The sequence below is a fragment of the Cetobacterium sp. ZWU0022 genome (assembly GCF_000800875.1).
Lineage (GTDB): Bacteria > Fusobacteriota > Fusobacteriia > Fusobacteriales > Fusobacteriaceae > Cetobacterium_A.
In genome coordinates this window covers 19255-40872 of the sequence record NZ_JRJZ01000034.1, presented here as the reverse complement: position 1 = coordinate 40872, position 21618 = coordinate 19255, and the positions used below count along the sequence as shown (strand labels likewise).

At 30.0% G+C, this 21618-nt stretch carries 19 protein-coding genes; 11 read left to right on the top strand and 8 right to left on the bottom strand.

What is annotated here, in order from left to right; all coding sequences use genetic code 11:
- The first annotated feature begins 254 nt into the window (after positions 1–254).
- A complete protein-coding gene (locus L988_RS02785) occupies positions 255–1748 on the top strand; it encodes an SEC-C metal-binding domain-containing protein (protein ID WP_052191652.1) in 1494 nt (497 codons plus the stop codon).
- A gap of 56 nt (positions 1749–1804) precedes the next feature.
- Here the strand turns inward: L988_RS02785 and L988_RS14105 are convergent, their stop codons facing one another.
- The 4 genes from L988_RS14105 to L988_RS13565 all read right to left on the bottom strand — a co-directional run bounded on the left by L988_RS14105 (position 1805) and on the right by L988_RS13565 (position 3235).
- Positions 1805–1891 (bottom strand): IS3 family transposase, encoded by an 87-nt coding sequence (locus L988_RS14105; RefSeq protein ID WP_081990284.1) that lies wholly within the window; start codon positions 1889–1891, stop codon positions 1805–1807.
- A gap of 91 nt (positions 1892–1982) precedes the next feature.
- On the bottom strand, positions 1983–2108 hold the full coding sequence (locus L988_RS14020; RefSeq protein WP_255359917.1) for a hypothetical protein: 126 nt from the start codon (positions 2106–2108) through the stop codon (positions 1983–1985).
- Positions 2109–2127: 19 nt separating this feature from the next.
- Entirely contained in the window at positions 2128–2328 is a 201-nt protein-coding gene (locus tag L988_RS02780) for an HTH domain-containing protein (protein WP_047381361.1), read from the bottom strand.
- A 766-nt stretch (positions 2329–3094) separates the two neighbouring features.
- Complete coding sequence (locus L988_RS13565; RefSeq protein ID WP_156111917.1) at positions 3095–3235, bottom strand: hypothetical protein; 141 nt, start codon at positions 3233–3235, stop codon at positions 3095–3097.
- Between the two features lie 626 nt (positions 3236–3861).
- Between L988_RS13565 and L988_RS13560 the strand changes: the two genes are divergently transcribed.
- From L988_RS13560 to L988_RS02755, 5 genes are all read left to right on the top strand, one after another.
- Positions 3862–4125, top strand: coding sequence for a metal-sensing transcriptional repressor (locus L988_RS13560; protein WP_047381359.1), 264 nt, complete (start codon positions 3862–3864; stop codon positions 4123–4125).
- Positions 4126–4137: 12 nt separating this feature from the next.
- Entirely contained in the window at positions 4138–6612 is a 2475-nt protein-coding gene (locus L988_RS02770; RefSeq protein ID WP_156111916.1) for a heavy metal translocating P-type ATPase, read from the top strand.
- 175 nt (positions 6613–6787) lie between these two features.
- Positions 6788–6991 (top strand): glutaredoxin domain-containing protein, encoded by a 204-nt coding sequence (locus L988_RS02765; RefSeq protein WP_047381357.1) that lies wholly within the window; start codon positions 6788–6790, stop codon positions 6989–6991.
- A gap of 1 nt (position 6992) precedes the next feature.
- The gene (locus L988_RS02760; protein ID WP_047381355.1) at positions 6993–9239 is read left to right on the top strand and encodes a ribonucleoside-diphosphate reductase subunit alpha; all 2247 of its coding nucleotides are present in this window, start codon (positions 6993–6995) and stop codon (positions 9237–9239) included.
- Positions 9232–10266, top strand: a complete 1035-nt coding sequence (locus tag L988_RS02755) for a ribonucleotide-diphosphate reductase subunit beta (RefSeq protein ID WP_047381351.1) — start codon at positions 9232–9234, stop codon at positions 10264–10266. The genes L988_RS02760 and L988_RS02755 overlap by 8 nt, the downstream gene beginning before the upstream one ends.
- Before the next feature lie 49 nt (positions 10267–10315).
- On the opposite strand, the gene L988_RS02750 is transcribed toward L988_RS02755, so the two are convergent.
- Entirely contained in the window at positions 10316–12442 is a 2127-nt protein-coding gene (locus L988_RS02750; protein WP_047381349.1) for a TonB-dependent receptor, read from the bottom strand.
- A gap of 125 nt (positions 12443–12567) precedes the next feature.
- On the opposite strand from L988_RS02750, the gene L988_RS02745 reads away from it, so the two are divergent.
- Entirely contained in the window at positions 12568–13797 is a 1230-nt protein-coding gene (locus L988_RS02745; RefSeq protein ID WP_047381347.1) for a coproporphyrinogen-III oxidase family protein, read from the top strand.
- Between the two features lie 13 nt (positions 13798–13810).
- Complete coding sequence (locus tag L988_RS02740) at positions 13811–14320, top strand: flavodoxin family protein (protein WP_047381346.1); 510 nt, start codon at positions 13811–13813, stop codon at positions 14318–14320.
- Positions 14321–14386: 66 nt separating this feature from the next.
- Here L988_RS02740 and L988_RS02735 read toward each other — a convergent pair whose 3' ends face one another.
- Positions 14387–16021 (bottom strand): FAD-dependent oxidoreductase, encoded by a 1635-nt coding sequence (locus L988_RS02735; protein WP_047381343.1) that lies wholly within the window; start codon positions 16019–16021, stop codon positions 14387–14389.
- 84 nt (positions 16022–16105) lie between these two features.
- Positions 16106–16669: an alkyl hydroperoxide reductase subunit C gene (gene ahpC, locus L988_RS02730; protein ID WP_047381341.1), complete on the bottom strand. Its 564-nt coding sequence runs from the start codon at positions 16667–16669 to the stop codon at positions 16106–16108.
- A gap of 265 nt (positions 16670–16934) precedes the next feature.
- Here ahpC and L988_RS02725 point away from each other — a divergent pair, with 265 nt between their 5' ends.
- The 3 genes from L988_RS02725 (at position 16935) to L988_RS02715 (ending at position 20717) form a co-directional block, all read left to right on the top strand.
- Entirely contained in the window at positions 16935–18101 is a 1167-nt protein-coding gene (locus L988_RS02725; RefSeq protein ID WP_047381339.1) for a dicarboxylate/amino acid:cation symporter, read from the top strand.
- Positions 18102–18180: 79 nt separating this feature from the next.
- Positions 18181–19422, top strand: a complete 1242-nt coding sequence (locus tag L988_RS02720; RefSeq protein ID WP_047381336.1) for a GNAT family N-acetyltransferase — start codon at positions 18181–18183, stop codon at positions 19420–19422.
- A 14-nt stretch (positions 19423–19436) separates the two neighbouring features.
- A complete protein-coding gene (locus tag L988_RS02715) occupies positions 19437–20717 on the top strand; it encodes a rhodanese-like domain-containing protein (RefSeq protein ID WP_156111915.1) in 1281 nt (426 codons plus the stop codon).
- Between the two features lie 38 nt (positions 20718–20755).
- On the opposite strand, the gene L988_RS02710 is transcribed toward L988_RS02715, so the two are convergent.
- Positions 20756–21505, bottom strand: coding sequence for a glucosaminidase domain-containing protein (locus tag L988_RS02710; RefSeq protein WP_052191650.1), 750 nt, complete (start codon positions 21503–21505; stop codon positions 20756–20758).
- Between the last annotated feature and the right edge of the window lie 113 nt (positions 21506–21618).

The following is a 21618-nucleotide window of genomic DNA, read 5'->3' as shown; positions in this document are numbered from 1 at the left end:
CCTTCAAGTTTTAGTTTACATGATTTGTTATTTTATGTCTACAAACTTATTCTAGCACCAACTTTTAATAATTATAGTAGTATTATATTATTTAATTCATTTAAATACAATCTTAGAATAATTATAACGTATTTATTTCATGAAGTTGACTATTCTAAGAAATTAGATTAAACTATGTATAGCGGATTTTAATGAAAAAAATTAATTATAGGTGGGGTTATAATCATCTAAAAAATGAGAAAAATGGGGGGATTATGCTAGTTAAATGTACAATAAAATGTGAAGTTTGTGGGAGTACTATATGTACTAAAACTCAAGTTGGATGGCTTAAAAAACATCCAATAAGAATTCATTGTCCAGAATGTAACATATTAATATCTGGAGATGTTATTCAAAATCAAGAAATGAGAAAGGTTGAGATTGTATTTAAAAATGCTCAAAAAATATCAAGCGTAGAGAAAACAAAATATTTTATAGAAATTTCTGGAGAGTTATTAACATCAAAAATAAGAGAATTTCAAAATACAGATATAATATCATTCAGTCCATATATAAAATCATTATTATCAACTATTACGGAAAAAGATGAAGAATTTGGAAGAAGTATTGAGGAATTTAAAAAGAATATTAATACATTTTTATATTTTATAGAAAATGAGTGGCCATTAATAAGAAGGATAAATGAATTATGGATGCTCAAAAAATATAAATATTTATCTAAAGAATTAGGGAAGTTTTTAGATAAAGAATGTTTTCCAGTTTATAAAGAGAATCAATTAGAATATCTTAGAGCAAAACATCAACTTTTTTTTATGTTCTTTAGCCCAATTATGTCAAAAAATTTTTTTGAAGAGACAACAGTAACTATACATAACGGAATAACAGAATTATCAAGAAAAGAAAATTATAAAGAGTTAACAAAATATTTTGTTGATGAAACACTTTTGGATATATATGAACAAAGAACGTTTTCTATATTAAGTTCTTTTGTGGAAAAATTTCAATTTTTTATTCCAGCTTTGGGATTAGAAAATAGATTTTATAATTTGGAGATGGATGGAACAACGGTTGTTTCATTTGAAGATATAAAACATTTTTATTTAGACTGTTTTGAAGCTATTGGCGAGATTCTTCCAATTGTAATAGCTTACAATAATCTTTTATATAGAAACAATTTCAAACAAATGAAAGAATTAAAAGGATTTGAAGGAATAAAAGAAATAGATGACTACATTGGAAAAATGAAAAATAAGGGAAATAAAGTGCTGTTTTGTAAAAGCGATGAATTATTTGACTCGATACTTGATTTGGAAGAAGATAATGGATTAAGAAATGCTATAGGACATGGAAGTTATACATATGATGGAGTTAATCAGATAATTAATTATTATGATAGCGAAAGAAAAAGAGGTGAACCGAAAAAGATTTATTTGGTTGAGTTTATTCAAAAAACATTAAAACAATTCAGAGCTATCATTGTTTTGATGGAGTTGATATATCAAACGAGGAAAAGTGATTATGTATTTAAAGGGATAAAGTCAGTTAATCCAGAAGTATTTTTAAAAAAAATGAGTAAATCGAATATTTCTTTCTTTAAACAAGATTTAAATAAATATCATAATGATCTAAAGGAATATGTAGAAAATTATATAAATGAAAATATAAAAAATAAAAGAAAAAAAATAGGCCGAAATGACTTATGTTTTTGTAATTCTGGAAAAAAATATAAAAAATGTTGTGGAAAATAAAAATAGAGGATAAAACTAAAATAGATCCTATGTCAAAGACATATTAAAAAAGAAAGTTAAATATTTAAAAGCTGATTCTTGTATTGTACAGGAGTAAGCTTTTTTAGTTTACATTGATAATGATAATTATTGTAGTAATTAATATAGGTTTTCTAACTCAGGTAAAGTTTCGCAGGTTTTATATGCGATTTCAGCGTTCATATATCCCAAAAATGATTCTTGAGGAGCATTACTTCAACAATTACCGTGTCTTGACATTGATTGAGTGATATTTAAAGATTTAAGTAACTTTTGGAAATTTGGACTTGTATGATTAGAATGAATAAACGTATCTTTTGATAGCATTGCTTCAGTGTGCATACTAAATTTTTAATGGCGTCTAGCTTGATATCCCAACAATATCAATATCAAAATTAATCTCGTCACAAATTAATCTTGAAATTTTTTCTTTTTTATATTCTGAAATGAAATGTATTTTAAAGTCGTTAAAATATGTTATTGCTTGTTCACTTACTCTAATGACGTATTTATTTTTAGATAACTGTTCAATTTTGATTTTTGTAAATTTTATTTTACTCATAAAAATCACCCCTTAAATATTATTATACAAAAAAAAGGCCCTACAAGATAGACTTGCTTTTTTTTGTCCATTTTATAATCTTTACTGAGTTCAATTGTGAAATATCCCTCTGTATCGCATAGGTTACACGTAGGTTACAAAATGATTTGTTAAATGTTGAAAACCCATATATTTACTAAAGGCAATGAGATTTCATTATGACCGTCCATATTATAGTGCATTAATAATTTTGAAGATTATTTCTATACCAAATATCCTTAAGTAAAATTTCTAAATTTCTAAAAAATCTAAATACTTAATTAAATAATTCTAAAAGATACGAAAAATTAGTAGAATAAAGGTTCGGTGAGGGATATCTCTATTCTTATTTTGCACTTAAAATGCACTTAAAAAAAATAAAACTCAAAATTTTTTTGATTTTTTGATATACTAAAAGTTCCATAAAGCTAATAAAAGCAATAGCAAATTATAATTAAATAAGAAATTGCTTTTTATATGTAAAATTGAAATAGAAAGATTGTAAAGAATCCTTCATTCTTTTGACATAGACAATATATAGCTAAAAATTTATAAAATAGATGCCTTGTAGGTAAAAGAAAGTATTAAAAAATTGACTTTTTATAAACTAAAGAAGATTAAATTCCTTATCGAAGGTGTTTGATCTTCTTTTTTTATCTAGCAGCTTGCTTTTAAGTTTTCAACGTCCTGTAATACTCATAACAAAAATAACACAGTTTAAAACTAACTAAGGATTAGTTTAGTTAGTTTAGTATTTTTTTTGTTTATATTTTTTTTTGTTAAAAATAGTCTTAGTAATATCTTTATTAGTATAGGAGTCATTTCCCAGTTGTGGGCCACCCACATCTGGAATACCCATATCTGGAATATCCATATCTGGGATACTCATATGTGGAATACTCGTAAGTGGTACTATCAAAGGAAGTCGCGAACTAGATTCCGAGTTACATCTCAGGAAAAGTCTCTATTGAAAGTTTTATATAGTCAAAACTTTCTGTTCACCCTTTTTAGCAAATTCTCGTTTATAGATATATCAGCACTCGATTTTTATCAATTTTCAATCATTAAATCCACTTAGTAAGAATATACTACTAAAAAAGAAAAAAATCAATGTCACAATACATATTTTTTTCTAGACTAGTAAAATAGGTAAAAAATACTGTATAAATAAAAAACCTTCCTCTTGGGGAAAAGGAAGGTTTTTTATAAACACGGGGGAGTGTTAAAATAAAAAGATTTAAATAAATTTTGGGGGGTATTAAATTTACTTAATCATCGGTTTCAATTAATAATACCATATCCGTAAAAAAATGTCAACAATGTTTTTTTTCAGAAAAGAAATTTTTTTATTTTTTAAAAAAAGAACACAGAAAAAATAAAGTGCATTAAAAGAGAAGCTTGAAGAATGGTTCAAAAAAAATTAAAAAATAAACCCTACCCCCATAGGGGGGGTTGACACAGAAAAAAAAGTATGATATTATTCAGGCATAAAGTAAATCTCGAGGTGATTAATATATGAAAACAGATAAGGAAAAAGCAGTATTGATGTTAAAAACGTGTCGTGGACAGATTGATGCAACATTAAAGATGATAGATGATGGAAGATATTGTCTAGATGTAGTAAATCAAATTTTAGCGGCAGAAGCTTTATTGAAAAAAGCAAATAAATTAATTTTAAAACAACATATGGAAAGTTGTGTAAAAAATGCTTTTAGCAGTACAGATGTTGATGAAAAAATTGGTGAAGTTGTGGATGTCTTAAATAAAATTATGAAGTAAGAGGAGAGAATCATGAAAGATAATACATTCAAAATAGAGGGAATGACTTGTTCAGCTTGTTCAGGTCATGTCGAAAAGGCAGTTAGAAAATTAAACGGAATAATAGAAGCAAATGTAAATTTAGCAACAGAAAAATTGGTTGTCAAATATGATGAGAAAAAATTGAATAATCATGAAATTATAAATGCAGTTGAAAATGCAGGATATAAAGCTATTCCAGTAGAGGAGTTTGATTCATCTAAAAATGAAGATACTAGAGAGAAAGAGATCAAAGAACTTTGGAACAGATTTATTGTATCAGTTATATTTACAATACCGTTATTGATAATCTCAATGGGACATATGGTTGGATATTCACTTCCAGACTTTATCTCACCTGAGATGAGTCCAAAAACATTTTCGATGGCTCAGCTACTTTTGACAACACCAGTTATGTTGGTTGGATATAAATTCTTTAAGGTAGGAGTTAGAACGCTATTAAAAAGAAGTCCAAATATGGATTCACTAATAGCTATTGGAACTTCGGCAGCTTATGTGTATGGTGTATTTGCAGTTGTAAAAATATTTGGTGGAGAACCAAGATATGCTCACGAATTATATTTTGAGTCAGCAGCAACAATTTTACTACTTATAACTCTTGGAAAATATTTAGAAGCTGTAAGTAAAGGGAAAACATCAGAAGCTATAAAAAAACTTATGGGATTAGCTCCAAAAACTGCTCGTATAGAAGTTGAAGGAAGAGAGGTAGTTATACCTTTAGAAGATGTAAAGGTTGGAGATATAGTTATTGTTAAACCTGGAGATAAGATTCCTGTGGATGGGGTTGTTATTGAAGGAAGTACAGCTATAGATGAATCTATGTTAACTGGAGAGAGTATCCCTGTTGAAAAAGTTATTGGGTCATCAATTATAGGAGCAAGTATAAATAAAAATGGTTCTATAAAGTATAAAGCAACAAAAGTTGGAAAAGATACAGCTTTAGCTCAAATTATAAAACTTGTAGAAGATGCTCAAGGTTCAAAAGCTCCAATTGCAAAGTTAGCAGATATAATATCAGGTTACTTTGTACCAGTTGTAATAGTACTAGCAATTCTTTCTGGATTGGGTTGGTATCTAGCTACAAAAGATTTAGAGTTTGCACTTACAATATTTATATCAGTTTTAGTAATAGCTTGTCCATGTGCTTTAGGACTTGCAACACCGACAGCTATAATGATAGGAACTGGAAAAGGTGCCGAGTATGGAGTTCTAATTAAAAGTGGAGAGGCATTAGAGTCTGCTCACAAAGTAAAAACAGTTATATTTGATAAAACAGGAACAATCACAGAGGGGAAACCTAAGGTTACAGATATATTAGTAGAGAGCATAATCTCAAAAGATGAGCTTTTAGTTTTAGCTGCAAGTGCTGAAAAAGGTTCAGAGCATCCTTTAGGAGAAGCTATTGTAAAAGCTGCTGAGGATAAAAAAATGGATCTTAAAAAAGTTGACTCGTTCGTGGCTATCCCAGGGCATGGAATAAAAGTTGAGATAGAAGGAAAAGAGGTTCTTTTAGGGAATAAAAAGCTGATGATTGAAAGCGAAATAGATTTAAAAAGTTTAGAGAATAAATCAGATTTATTAGCTAGTGAAGGAAAAACACCTATGTTTATCTCAATAGAGAAAGAGATAGCTGGTATTATAGCTGTAGCTGATACAGTTAAAGAAAACTCTAAAAAAGCTATAGAGGTTCTTCATGCTATGGGAATCGAAGTTGCAATGATAACTGGAGACAATAGAAAAACAGCTGAAGCTATAGCAGCTCAAGTTGGAATAGATAGAGTATTCGCAGAAGTTTTACCAAAAGATAAAGCGGCTGAAGTAAAAAGATTGCAAGATGAGGGTAAAAAAGTTGCAATGGTTGGAGATGGAATAAATGATGCTCCAGCTCTAGCTCAAGCAGATGTTGGAATTGCGATAGGTTCTGGAACTGACGTTGCAATTGAATCAGCAGATATAGTTTTAATGAGAAGTGATTTAATGGATGTTCCTACAGCTATAAAGTTAAGTAGAGAAACTATTAAAAATATAAAGCAGAATCTATTCTGGGCATTTGGATACAATATTCTAGGAATACCTGTGGCAATGGGAGTGTTACATCTGTTTGGTGGACCGCTATTAAGTCCAATGATAGCAGGTGGAGCTATGAGTATAAGTTCAGTGTCAGTTATAAGTAATGCTTTAAGATTAAAAGGATTTAAGCCAGATAAAATATCAGACAAAGGGAGCGAGAAAGTTATGAAAAAGAAAGTTTTAATCAATGGAATGAGTTGCATGAGATGTGTTAAGCATGTAAAGGAAGCTTTAGAAAGTTTAAACGGAGTTGAAGCTGTAGAAGTTAGCCTTCCTGAAAACTGTGCAATAGTTTCTGGAGATGTTTCAGAAGAGGCGATTGTAAATATATTAAAAGAGAATGATTACGAAGTTATAAATATTGAAAAAGTAGCATAATAATTGAAGCCATCTAGAAATTTTTTAGGTGGCTTTTCTATATTTTAAAAAATAAAAAATGTATACTATTTAACTATAAAATTTTATTGAAAAATTTTGGAATTTATGTAATAATACTATATGTTGTAAAAAGAAAAAGAGAACGACACAAGATGTTGTGTTTAGGAGGCTTATAATGATAAAGGTATTTGGTAAAGAAGATTGTAGTAAATGTGAAACTTTAAAGAGAATTTTAGATGAAAAAGGCTTAGAATATGAGTACATTCAAGATTTAAAAACTCTTATGATCGTAGCAAGTAAGGCTAGAATTATGAGTGCACCTGTTGTTGAAAAAGATGGAAAATACTACTCGATGGAAAGTTTTTTAGAGGTTCTATAAAATGAGACAGGTTATAAATAGAGCTGGAATAAGGGAAAATTTAGATATAACTAAAATTAGAGAGAAACTTCAAAGAGCTTGTGAAGGTTTAGAAGTAAATATGGTTGAGTTAGAAAGTCATATAGAGTCAATCTATCAAGAGAATATAACGACTAAGAAAATTCAAGAGTCTCTTATCAATCAAGCTGTAGCTATGACCAGTTTTGATGAGAGTGATTGGACATATGTAGCTGGAAGATTACTTATGATGGAAACAGAGAGAGAGGTTTTTCATAAAAGAGGGTTCTCTTATGGAAAGTTTTTTGAGAGTATAAAAAAATTAGTAGAGTTAGGAATATATGACGATAGATTGCTAAACTATTCAGAAGAGGAAGTTTTAGAGCTTCAAAAGGCTATCGATATATCAAGAGATATGATGTATGACTATGCTGGTGCAAATATGTTTGTAAATAGATATCTATTAAAATATAGAGGGGATATTTTCGAATTACCTCAAGAAGTTTTTATGTGTATCGCTATGCTTTTAGCCATAAATGAAGAGGATAAGGTAGGAGTTGCAAAAAGATTTTATGAAGCACTATCGCTGAAAAAAGTTTCATTGGCGACACCAATTTTAGCAAATTTAAGACTTCCAAATGGAAATCTTTCATCATGTTTTATTACAGCAATGGATGACAATATAGAATCTATTTTCTATAATGTAGATACAGTTGCAAAAATTAGTAAAAATGGTGGAGGAGTAGGTTTAAATATATCAAGAGTTAGAGCAAAAAACTCGATGGTAAATGGGTACTATAATGCCAGTGGAGGAGTAGTTCCTTGGATAAAAATTATAAATGATACTGCTGTTGCTGTTAATCAGCAAGGAAGAAGAGCTGGAGCTGTTACAGTGGCTTTAGATTCTTGGCACTTAGATATAGAACATTTCTTAGAGCTTCAAACAGAAAATGGAGATCAAAGAGGAAAGGCTTATGATATCTATCCGCAAGTTGTATTGTCGGATATGTTTATGAGAAGAGTTGAAGAGGATGCCGCTTGGACTTTAGTTGATCCATATGAGATTCGTAAAAAATATGAGGTTGAACTATGTGAAATCTACGGAGAGCAGTTTGAAGAGTTATATTTAAAAATAGAGGCTGATGATGAGCTAAATCTTAAAAAAGTTATAAAAGCTAGAGAGCTATTTAAAGAGATAATGAAAGTTCAAATAGAAACAGGAATGCCATATATTTTCTTTAAAGATAGAGCTAATAAGATGAATCATAATAGTCATGCTGGGATGATAGGAAATGGAAATCTTTGTATGGAAAGTTTCTCGAACTTCTCGCCAAGTAAAAAGTTTAACGAGGAAACTGAAGGTGAGATGGGTGTTAGAACTACAAAGTTGGGAGAGGTTCACACTTGTAATCTAGTTTCTATGAACTTAGCTGAGATAGAAAAAGAGGAGTTAGAGGAGATTGTAGATATATCTGTAAGAATTTTAGATAATACAATTGACTTAACGAAAACTCCAATAAAAGAGTCAGATAAACATAATTTAGCTTATAGAACAATAGGTGTTGGAACTATGGGATTAGCTGATTACTTAGCTAGAGAGTTTATGATATATGATGAATCTTTAAATGAGATAGATGAGTTGTTTGAAGAGATTGCAATTTACAGTGTAAAATCATCTGCAAAACTTGCGAAAACTAGAGGAGTATATCCTATGTTTAAAGGTTCAATGTGGGATAAAGGTATTTTCTTTGGAAAAGAGAAAGCTGAATACTTAGAAAGTTCAAAGTTTGCTGAGAAATGGGCAGAGGCTTTCGATTTAGTAGAAACTTATGGGTTGCGTAATGGTGAGCTTACAGCAATAGCACCAAACACATCAACATCACTACTTATGGGTTCGACAGCTTCTGTAAATCCTACTTTCTCTAGATTCTATATAGAGAAAAATCAAAAGGGTGCTGTTCCAAGAGTTGTAAAACATTTAAAAGATAGAGCTTGGTTCTATCCAGAGTTTAAAAATGTGGACCCAAAGACTTATGTGACAATTATGAGTAGAATTGGAAAATGGATAACTCAAGGTGTTTCTATGGAACTAATTTTTGATTTAAATAAAGATATAAGAGCAAAAGATATATATGATACCTTTATGACAGCTTGGAAAGAGGGATGTAAATCGGTTTATTATATAAGAACGATACAGAAAAATACAAATATAGTTAATGAAAAAGAGGAGTGTGAGAGCTGCAGTGGATAGAAAAAAACTTTTTAATCCTTTAGGAAACGACTCTTTGTCTGAGAGAAAAATTATAAAGGGTGATAGTACAAATATATTTAATCTGAACAATGTTAAATATGGTTGGGCAAACCAACTTTATAGATCGATGATGGGTAACTTCTGGATTCCAGAAAAAATTGATTTAACTCAAGATAAAAATGATTATGAGAATCTGACTGATGAGGAAGCGGCGGCATATGATGGAATACTATCATTTTTAATATTTTTAGATAGTATTCAAACAAATAATATTCCAAATGTTTCAGATTATATAACAGCTCCAGAGATAAATTTGATTCTTTCGATTCAGACTTTCCAAGAGGCTATTCACTCGCAATCTTACCAATATATAATAGAATCTATTCTTCCAAAAGAGATTAGAAACTCAATCTATGATAAATGGAGAGAGGATGAGGTTCTGTTTAAAAGAAACAGATATATAGCAGAGATATATCAAAGTTTCTTAGAAAATCCGAGTGATGAAAACTTCTCAAGAGTTATCGTAGCGGATTATCTTCTAGAAGCAATATATTTCTATAATGGATTTAATTTCTTCTATCTTTTAGCAAGTAGAAATAGAATGATGGGAACATCTGATATAATTAAGCTTATAAATAGAGATGAGTTATCACATGTCGTTATATTTGGGCAGTTAATTAAAGAGATTAAAAATGAAAATCCAGGATTCTTCTCGGATGATATGATATATGAGATGTTTAAAAATGCTGTTGATGAAGAGATAGCTTGGACAAATCATATAATTGGAAACGGGATTTTAGGTATAACTGAAGAAACGACTGAAAGATATACGAAGTGGTTGGCAAATGAGAGACTGAAAACTATTGGATTAAAACCAATATATGAAGGATTTGAAAAAAATCCGTATAGACATTTAGAAAAATTTGCAGATACAGAGGGAGAGGGAAATGTTAAAGCAAACTTCTTCGAAGGAACTGTAACAAGTTACAATATGAGTTCATCTGTAGATGGATGGGATGAATTCTAATAGTGGTTAACAAACAAAAAACGACAGATTTTTTCTGTCGTTTTATTATTTAGAACGATAATGTACCACCTATGTAATAATTTCTTTCTGGTGCTGGAGTTGCTGTATTTTTAGTTTCAGAATAGTTATATTTATCATTGAATATATTATTGATACCACCGCTTACAACAAAAAATTCATTTATTTTATATTGTAATGAAAGATCTGTGAAGTGATATCCAGAAACTTTTGTAGTAAATGTAGAGTTATCCTCATTAAACTCTCTAACAGTTGATTTACCAACGTAGTTAAATGCAAGACCTGCATTGAATTTAGATGTAAATTTATAGTCAGCTTTTAAAGTAAGTTTTCCTTCTGGAGCTAATGGAACCTTTTCATCTTTAAAATCTCCACTAGTTATTTTTGAATCTATATAAGTGATACCTTCACTGATTGTAAGTTTATCAAAGTAGTGTTCAGCAAAAATTTCTGTTCCGATTCTTCTAGTTTTAGCAAGATTTTCGTAAGCCCACCATTTTGTAGCTGGGTTGTGTACATTCCCTTGAATTAAAGTAATCTCATCGTTTGTATATGTTGTGAATACACTCCAAGAAAGATAAGTATTTCCAACAAAATCTCTAATTCCAATTTCAAAGTTATCAGAAGTTTCTGATTTTAAATCGTTACTTGTATATTCTAAATTTTGATTTTTATTAGTTATTTGACCAGGCATTGGAGATATAAATCCTCTTTCATATCTTCCAAAAACACTTCCTGTATCACTGTATGTATAGTTAAGACCAATTTCAGCAGCGAAATTGTCAGATTCTCTTTCGTCACTAATAGTTTTTGATGTATTTATGGGTTTCATAGGAGAAGCCGTCACATTCGTATTGCTTATTCTATCTCCACCAAAAGTCGAATGCTCATATCTTAGTCCAGTAATTAGATTTAACTTATCGGTAAGTTCATATTTATTAAGAGCATAAACAGCGTTTGTCTCTTTATATACATCATTTAATATATCGATATTTACATCTGCATTCATTCCTATAGGTAGTGGATTTCCATTCATAAGAGGATAAAATTTTCCAGATGTTGTTATATAGCTAGCTCTTTTTAGTTTAGTGTTGTTATAATCATATCCAAGAACTAACTCTCCTTTATCATAAGAGTACTTACCTCTAATTTTAGCACCTTTTGATTTTTCATCAAATCTTCCATCCATTCTAGCAGGTAAATCATAGCCAATTAAATCAAATGGCATGGAACCAATTTTATCCATTTTGTAATCCATTATAGAATCTTCTATGAAGTTTCTTTTATATCTTTGGTCATAAAGAGTTGTAAGTAAAGTTAGTTGGTTATTAACTTTTAACTCGTAATCTAAAGTGTAGCTTTCTCTGTCACTATTACTTTGAACAGGGAAACCAGCTATTTTTCTATCTTTTGCTAGCTCCTCTCTCATAGGAGCAGTTGAAGTATCCTCGTTACCTCTAAATTTTGTTCCTTGGAACTTTATTCTTTGATTTGGAGTTAATCTATAATCAAATCCTCCTGTAAAGCTTCCATTTTCTTTTTGATCTCCATCTCTATATCCTTTTCCATTTAGATATGAGTAGCCAGTATTTATATAAAGATTATCACTTACATTATAACCAGTACTGAATGAGATTTTATTTGTATCGTAAGAGTGATTGCCGTAGTTTAAAATAAAATAATCTTTTCTTTCGGTAGCTTTTGTAATTATGTTAACTACTCCACCAGCTGTACCAGATCCATTTAAAACTGCTCCTCCTCCAGGAATAACTTCAATTTTTTCAATAGAATTAACAGGAATTGTATTGATAGGTAGAGTTCCCATTGATTCATCGAGAGGGTTTATAGCGACACCATCAACTAAAACCTTGACTCTTGAAAGAGCTCTTTCTCCATTTCCTCTTAAATCAATAACTGGTCCAAAGTATGTTTCTTGAACCATAACATTTGGTGAATCTCGTAAAACTTCTTCTACATTTTTATACTCTTTTTTCTCTAAATTTTCTTTTGTGATTAGAATAATATTTTTATTTTCTTTCCCCAATTTTTCTTCGAAACCTGTTGTAGATGTGATTACTGTGTCTTCTAATTTAACTGCTTGTTCCTCTGCATTTGTTAAAATACTTATAATTCCCAATAAAATTAAAGTTTTTTTCATATTTTAAAGCATCCTCCCCATAAATAAATTGACAAAATTAAAATAAACTATTACAATTGTAGTATAAAGTAATTTGAAAGTCAAATGTTTTTGTAACGAAAAAATTTGTAGTTGGGAGAGGGAAGATGTTTAAAACAAGATTTAAATCACATCATGATGTAAAAGATGTAATCTTATCAAAAAGTAAAAGAAAGTTAAAATTACCGACTTCTTATTGGAAGTTAATGAATAAAGAACCAGAAGATTTAGATGGTGGAATATATGTTCACGTACCATTCTGCGATAAGATTTGTTCATTCTGCAATATGAATAGAAAGCAATTAGACAATGATTTGGAGGATTATACAAAGTTTCTAATAAAAGAAATTAATAAATATAGAGATAAAGTTTATATTCAAAAGAAAAAATTCTCTGTAATTTTCTTTGGTGGAGGAACACCGACGATATTAAAGCCTCATCAGTTAGAAAAGGTTCTATCAACTTTGAGAGAGGTATTTCCTTTAGACGAAACTTATGAGTTTACTTTTGAGACGACTTTACATAATTTAACTTGGGAAAAGTTGGAGATAATGAAAAAATATGGAGTAAACAGATTGAGTATTGGAATTCAAACGTTCTCAAACAGAGGAAGAAAATTACTTAATAGAACTTATGAGCAAGAGTTTGTTGCGAATAGAGTGAAAGAGATAAAAGAGAAGTTTGGTGGATTGGTTTGCTTAGATATAATTTATAACTATTTAGATCAGTCTTTAGAAGAGGTTCTTGAAGATGCAAGAATAGTAGGAGAAGTAGCACCAGATAGCGTAAGTTTCTATTCACTTATGATACATGATGGATCATCAATTTCAAAAGATCTAAGTTCTGGAGAAAAAAGTTTTGATTATAAAACTGAAAGAGATAGAGAGCTACATGATGCTTTCTTAAATAATTTATTAAATAATGGATATGAAGTTTTAGAACATACAAAACTTACAAGAGGAACAGATTCATATAGATATATAAGAAATGTTCATAAATTAAAAGATTTAATTCCTATAGGAGTTGGAGCAGGTGGAAGAGTTCAAAATATGGAGTTATACCATTTAAATAAGTTAGTAACATTCTACTCTGAAGATTCTGAGCAAGTTATGAAGATGAAAAGAATATCTGGATTAACTCAATATGAGCATGTTGCTTTAGAGGATTTAAAATTGGTTGCAGGAGAGAGATATCCGAAACTTTATGAAGCGTTACAGAACTTAGAAAAAGAAGGATATATTGAATTAGGAGAAACTGAGTATAAGTATACACAAAAAGGGATTTTCTGGGGAAATAATATATCATCATTATTAGTTGAAGCATACTTTGAAGGATAAAAAGGGGAGATAAATGAGAAAGACAGCACTTATATATTCATCGTTGACAGGAAATACAAAAAAAGTAGGAGAAGCTATTTTTGAAATTATAGAAGGAGAAAAAGCTATATTCTCTGTAGAAGAGGTTACACCAGAGATGATAAAAAATTATGATAGAATAATTTTTGGATTCTGGGTAGATAAAGGAACTGCAGATGCTAGAATTAGAAAATTATTGGGTAAAACTTCAGGTAAAGAGGTAGCTTTCTTTGGAACTTTAGGAGCTGAACCTGATTCAGACCATGGAAAAAAAGTTCATAGAAGAGTTACAGAGCTTTGTACTAAGAACAACACTCTTCTTGGAGGATTTTTATCTTTAGGAAAAGTTGCAGATAAATTAGTAGAAAGAATGGGGAAATTCCCAATCAATTTAATTCATCCATTAACTCCTGAAAGATTAGCAAGAATTGAAAATGCAAGTACTCATCCAGATGAGCAAGATTTTGAGAATGCACAAAAATATTTTAAAATGATTTTAGGATAAAGTTGTATATAATAGATAAAAAAAGGTGTGGAGCAGTTCAAGCTTCACACCTTTTTGTTTAAAATATTAATTAAGTTTTTCTAAAATCTCTTCGATAGACTGCTTTCCAAATACAACTTCGTTATCATTTATAATAAGAGCGGGAACTCCCATTAAATTAAATTTATCTTTTAAAGTTGGGAAGGCAAAAATATCAATCATTTCAGCTGATATATGAGGGTTCTCTATCGCTAATCTATGAGCTCCAGTAACAACTTCAGGACAAAGAGAACAAGATAAAGAAACGGCTATTTTTAAGTTCACATCCTTATTTAAAGATGCGATTTTTGTTTTTAAATCCGGCGAAATCTCTTGACCAGGGCCAGCTATATTGTATAGTGCTAGAATGAATGAGTTTAACTCATGTCCACTTGGAAGACCAGAGAATTTAACTCCTCTAAAATTATTTTCAGAGTCTAAGATAGCGATAGTAGGATAATTTTCCAACTTTATTTTTTTCTCTAGTTCAGGATTTTCTTTTTCCTTGTAAAGTTTTAAACTTATTTTATCAGAGATATCAGAGATTTCTGTTAGGAATGAATCTATATCTTTTGAAAGTGCAGATTCATTTAATATTGCTACAATTTTAATATTAGTTTTGAATCTTTCAAAGATACCTGTAAGTTGAGAGATGATTCCTTCATCTAGGAATTTAGAATCTGAAACTTCTTTAGATATATCAGAAGTTGTAGCTACTTTTTTCTCTTCTTTTTCTATTCCTAGTCTCTCTCTTTTATCTTCGACAACTTTTTCTAAAACAGTTGCAGCAAGTGCACCATCAGCTACTGCAGTTACAACCTGTCTCAGTCTTTTAGGTCTAATATCTCCGATTGCATAAACGCCCTCTACATTTGTTTGTAAATCCTCATTAGTTATAATATATCCAGCAGAGTCTAGCTGGATATGAGATTTAAATAGATCACTTTGTGGCTTATATCCTATGAATACAAAGATTCCAAATGATTCGTTATTAGCAGGAATATATTCCCAAGTTGTGTTCGTAGAGTTATCTCTAAAAATAGCTTTTCTAAGTTTTGTATCTCCGCTAGCCTCTAAAATCTCAGAATTAAATTTAACTTCGATTTTGGGATGTTTTAAAACCTTTTCAGCTATAGATTTAGCACATGTAAACTCAGGTTCCCTAGCTATAATAGTAACTTTTCTAGCAAATTTAGTTAGAAACATCGCCTCTTCTGCGGCTGCATATCCAGCACCAATAACAAAAACTTCAAGTCCTGTAAAGAATTCTCCATCACATGTAGCACAATAAGCTACTCCTCTTCCAGTGAACTCTAATTCACCTGGGAATCCAAGTTTTCTAGGATTAGCTCCCGTAGCGATAATTGTGCTAAGAGCTTTGTATGTTCCAGAAGTTGTTAAAATTTCTTTTATATCATTTTGAAAATTCATATCTGTAACTTCAGCTTTTAAAAATTCTACTCCAAATCCAACAGCCTGCTCTTTCATATGAGCACCTAAATGATGACCTGAAATCTCTTTTATACCAGGATAGTTAACAACTTCTGAAGTTGTTGTAATTTGTCCACCGACTTCTCCCTTTTCAATAATAAGAACATCCATTTGTGCTCTACCGGCATAAATTCCAGCGGATAATCCAGCAGGACCGCCGCCTATAATTATTAAATCATATATTTTTTCCATATTTCACCTCATAAAAGTATCGATTATATAGTGTTTAAAAATTAAAGGCACTAAGAAGTGCCTTTAAAGTTATTATTTAAATTATTAGATTTTTCCAATTAAGTCTAAAGATGGTTTTAAAGTTTCTGAACCAGGTTTCCACTTAGCAGGACAAACTTGTCCACCGTGTTGAGCAACGAATTGAGCAGCTTGAACTTTTCTTAATAGCTCTCCTGCATCTCTTCCTATTCCTAAGTCGTGGATTTCGTATGCAACGATTTTTCCTTCAGGATTTATAACGAAACTTCCTCTTAAAGCTAATCCCTCTTCTGGAATTAAAACTCCAAACATTTCAGAAATTTTTCTTGTAGGATCTGCAATCATAGGGTATTGAATTTTTTTGATAGTTTCAGAAGTATCATGCCACGCCTTATGAACGAAGTGAGTATCTGTTGAAACAGAATAGATTTCACAGTTGATATCTTTAAAACTAGCATAGTTGTCTGCTAAGTCTCCTAACTCAGTAGGACAAACAAAAGTAAAGTCTGCAGGATAGAAGAAGAATACTGACCATTTTCCTTTTATAGATTCGTTTGTAACCTCAATAAAATCTCCGTTGTGATAAGCTTGAGCTTTGAATTCTCCAATATTTTTTCCAATTAATGACATTTGATAACCTCCTATATTTTATAATTATTATTAATTTGTAATCATTACAAACTAATAATAATTTATTTTTGAAAAAAAGTCAAGTTTTTATTTAAAAATATTTTGAATATTAAAATATTGTTACTTGCACATAGGTTAGTTACTTAAAAAAAATAGATTTCCTTTAATAAAAATAAAAAAATATTGATAAAATAAATTTGACAATTCTATCGAAGCGTAATAAACTTACTAATAGGGTAAACAATATATTTTAAGGGGGTTTAAAATGTCGAATGAAAAAAAAGATAATTTGATATTTAAGCTAGTATTTGGTGTAGTAGTAGGTTTGATTATTGGTTTGTTTGCGAATGAATCTTTGATTGGAGTCGTTCAAACAATTAAATTTATCTTGGGGCAGGTTATATCATTTATAGTTCCGTTGATAATTTTAGGTTTTATAGCACCAGCTATAACTAAGATGAAATCGAATGCGAGTAAGATGCTTGTAGCCATGTTGATATTAGCGTATATGTCATCAGTTGGAGCAGCTTTATTCTCGATGATTTCAGGATATGCAATAATTCCGATGTTGAATATAGTGACAGTTGTAGATGGATTGAAAGAGTTGCCACCAATGCTGTTTAAATTGAATATTCCACCAGTTTTATCGGTAATGTCAGCTTTGGTTTTAGCTCTGTTTTTAGGACTTGCAATAGTATGGACAAATTCAAAAAAATTAGAAGCAGCTTTAGATGAGTTTAATAATGTTATTCTATCTATCGTTCACAGAATAATAATACCAATACTTCCATTTTTTATAGCATCAACGTTTGCTACTTTAGCATATGAGGGAAGTATTACAAAACAACTACCTGTATTTTTAAAAGTTGTAGTTATAGTTTTAATAGGACATTTTATTTGGTTAACTATTTTATATAGTATTGGTGGAGCAGTGTCAAAACAAAATCCATTTAACTTATTAAAAAGTTATGGTCCAGCGTATTTGACAGCTGTAGGAACAATGTCTTCAGCAGCTACACTTCCAGTTGCTCTATCTTGTGCTAAGAAGTCAAACACTCTAGATGAAGATGTAGCTAACTTTGCTATTCCTTTGGGAGCAACAGTTCATCTATGTGGATCTGTTCTTACAGAAGTATTTTTTGTAATGACTGTATCTCAGGTTTTATATGGAACACTTCCAACAATGGGAACTATGATTTTATTTATAGTTTTACTGGGAATATTTGCAATAGGAGCTCCAGGGGTTCCAGGAGGAACGGTTATGGCCTCTTTAGGAATAATTGCATCTGTGCTAGGATTTGATGATACAGGAATAGCTTTGATGCTAACAATCTTTGCGCTTCAAGATAGTTTTGGAACTGCTTGTAATGTGGTTGGAGATGGAGCATTAGCTTTAATACTTAACGGTTTGTTTAAAAAAAATAAAAATTAATGAAAAAAACTCTCCTTTCTTGTAAAAGGAGAGTTTTTAATTTATAATATTGGGATAGAGGAAAAATAGGAGGTGGAAAATGTATAAAAGTTATAATTTTGATGAGATTAAAGAAAGAGTTGAAGATTTAAAAAAAATAGATTCGGATTTTAAAATTGATAAAGAGTTGAAAAGAGATGATCTATTTTTTGCTCTTGAAATAAAAGATGAGATTATAGGATACATTTTTTTAACGAAAAAAAATGACGATTATTTTTTAAATAGAATTTTTGTAAGAAAAGATGAACGATTTAAATCTTATGGAAAAAAATTAATTTCATTTATTGTTAATACTGAAATAAAAAAAGGAAGTTTAATAGTAGAAAATCCCATTGAGATTTGTAATTTTTTAATGAAAATAGGGTTTGAAAAAGATAAGAATGAAATGTATATTTTGAAGAATTTAGAGGAGAAGGCTTCTAGAAAAAAAGAGGGGCAAAAAACTGTAATCTCTTCAATAATTTGGAATATAATCTTGGCAGCAACTAAAATAGGGTTTGGAATGATATCTAATTCTAGAGCACTATTAGCCGATGGATTTAATTCATTGTCAGATGTTGTTACATCAGCTGGAATTTTGCTAGGAATTCATTTCAGTAATATGCCAGAGGATGAAGACCATCCGTTTGGGCATGAGAAAATCGAAAGTGTTATTGGTGTTGTCATGGGAATATTTATGATTTTGACAGCATTTGAATTAGGAAAAGGTGGAGTTGAGCTAATACTTTCAGGAGAAAAGCGAGCTGTTCCAGGAACTGTAGCTATATACTTTGGATTGTTTTCATCTGTTGTAAAGTACTTTATGTATAAACAAAAGATGAGGGTTGGAATAGAAACAGATAATAGAGCTTTAATAGCTGATGCAAAAGATAGTAGAAATGATATCTTTTCATCTTTAGGAGTAGTTTTAGGAATAGGGTTATCAATATTTGTAAATCCTATATTTGATGTACTTATAAGTATACTGGTTTCTGTGGTAATTTTTAAAGAGGGAGTTCATGTTATTTTAGATATAACAGATACAATACTAGATAAACAGGATATACAGTTTATAGATGATATTAAAAAGTATATCTATGAAAATACGGATATAAAAAATGTACATGATCTGATGATGAGAAAATCAGGGGATAAGATATTTTTAGAGTTTCATATAAGAGTACCTAAAGATATGACTGTTTATAAGGCACATAAAATAGCTGATGACTTAGAGAATTCGATAAAACAGGATTTTCCATTGGTAAAAAATATAACGATACATTTAGATTGTATAATAGATTAAAAGAAGGAGAAGAGATGAGAATATTATTATTTATGTTTACTTTATCGACATTAATATTTGGTAAAAATATTGATACAAATGAGGTGTTGAAGAATTTAAGTAATCCAGAGTGGGTATTTGTTGACACGAGAGATACTAATGAATATAACGGATGGAACTTGTCAAATTTAGAGAAAAATGGACATATAAAAGGAGCTACAGATTTTTCATATACTTGGTTAGATGCTGAATACTTAAATTCTAAGAATGAAGAGATTTTAAAACAAAGAGTTGTTGAAAAAGGGATTGTTAAAGAAAAAAATATCGTTTTATATGGTGTTGATAATTCTCAAATAGCAAAGGTAGAAAATTATCTAAAGGAAAATGGTTTAGATGAGGTTTATACATATAACTTGATTGAAAATAAAGATTATACTCAAATTCCTTTTGAAGTTTATGAAGGCTATGAGATGTTAGTTCCACCAAGTTGGCTAAAAGAAAAATTAGAAAAGAAAGAAGTTAAAGTTTATGAAGCTTCTTGGGGAAGCATAAAGGATGCCGCAGTTTATGTTGCTAACCATATCCCAGGTGCTCCGCATATTAATACAGATAGTATAGAACCACCACCTGAGTGGATGATAAATACAGATGAAAATCTAATTAAATTTGCAGCAGAGATTGGTATATCAAAAGATGATTCTATTGTTTTATATGGTGATGATGTAATGGCGTCTTATAGATTGGCAATTATCTTTAAATATTTAGGAGTTAAAGATGTTAGAGTTTTAAATGGTGGTTTAGCAGCTTGGAAAAAAGCGGGGTACAAAACAGATATGGGTGTAGTAAAGGCTACCCCAATAAAAGAATTTGGATCTAAGACGCCGATTAATAAAAAATTGATAGTGGATGAAGCCGGAGCAAAAGAGTTATTAGAAGATAACAATAAAGTTTTAGTAGATATTAGATCATATAATGAGAGAATAGGAAAAGAATCTGGGTACTCTTATATGCACAGAAAAGGTAGAATTCCAGGATCGGTTTGGGGAAAATCAGGAAGCAAATCAACAACTTTAGAAGATTATAGAAATGTTGATAATACTATGAGAAATGGGTATGAGATTATATCTATGTGGAATGAGCTAAAAATTTCAGAGAAAAAAGAATTAACATTCTTCTGTGGATCTGGATGGAGAGCTGCGGAAGTTCTATTTTATTCAGAAGTTATGGGATTGAAAAATAACTCTCTTTATTCTGACGGATGGATTGGATGGAGTGCAAATTCACAAAATCCAATTGAGATAGGAGAAGAGAGATAAAATAAAAAGGAATCAAACAAAGGTTTGATTCCTTTTTTTTATGCATCGTCATATTTTTCAAAATTATTACTTTTAAGCATTGTTTGAACTTTTTTTATATACGCTCCTTTTAATTCTGAGTAGCTTGTTAAACCGTAAGCTATCTGTGTAGGAGATTCGCCAGCATGAACTCTGGTTCTAAGTGATTTATATGCATTAACTCTAGAAAGAGTTAGAACAAAATCTTTAACAGAATCTTTAATAGAATCATATTCTTTATAAGTACGATTAGTATGTTTGAATGCATTCATACCAAAAAGATTATTTTTTTCTTTAAAAACTCTTGATGTTCCCCAGCCACTTTCTATTGCTGCTTGAGATAAAATTAAAGAAGTTGGATATTTAATCATTCTTCTTTTTAACTCAGGCCAATTATAAGCAGAGACTTTATAGGCTTTAAAAATTCTATCTAATTCTTTTTTTTCTTCCGTAGTATGTGATGTTTTTTTTGATAAAGCATCAATGATAGATATATCTCTATCGATTTCTTGGTTTACTACTTCAATACTAGGGAGTAGCATTGAAATAAATGCTTCTTTTCTATTCGTGACACTTAATTTTTTTAGATCCAATCCATCTAAAGAGTAGACGTGATTTCCAGTAGGTTTTCTCTCTAAATCTTTAACTGATTTAACTTCTATAGTTTTATATTTGATTTCATGTGGAATATGAAAATCAATTTCAGTAGAAAATGAGATAGATGAATAAAGGAAAAAAGTAAGCATGCAGATAATTAATTTTTTCAACATAACCTCTCCTTTATTAAAATAATTTTTGTATAGACTAGATTATATATGAAAATATATGAAAAATCAATAAAAAATTTACAGAGAACAAAAGGTGTAGTATAATAAAACGATAT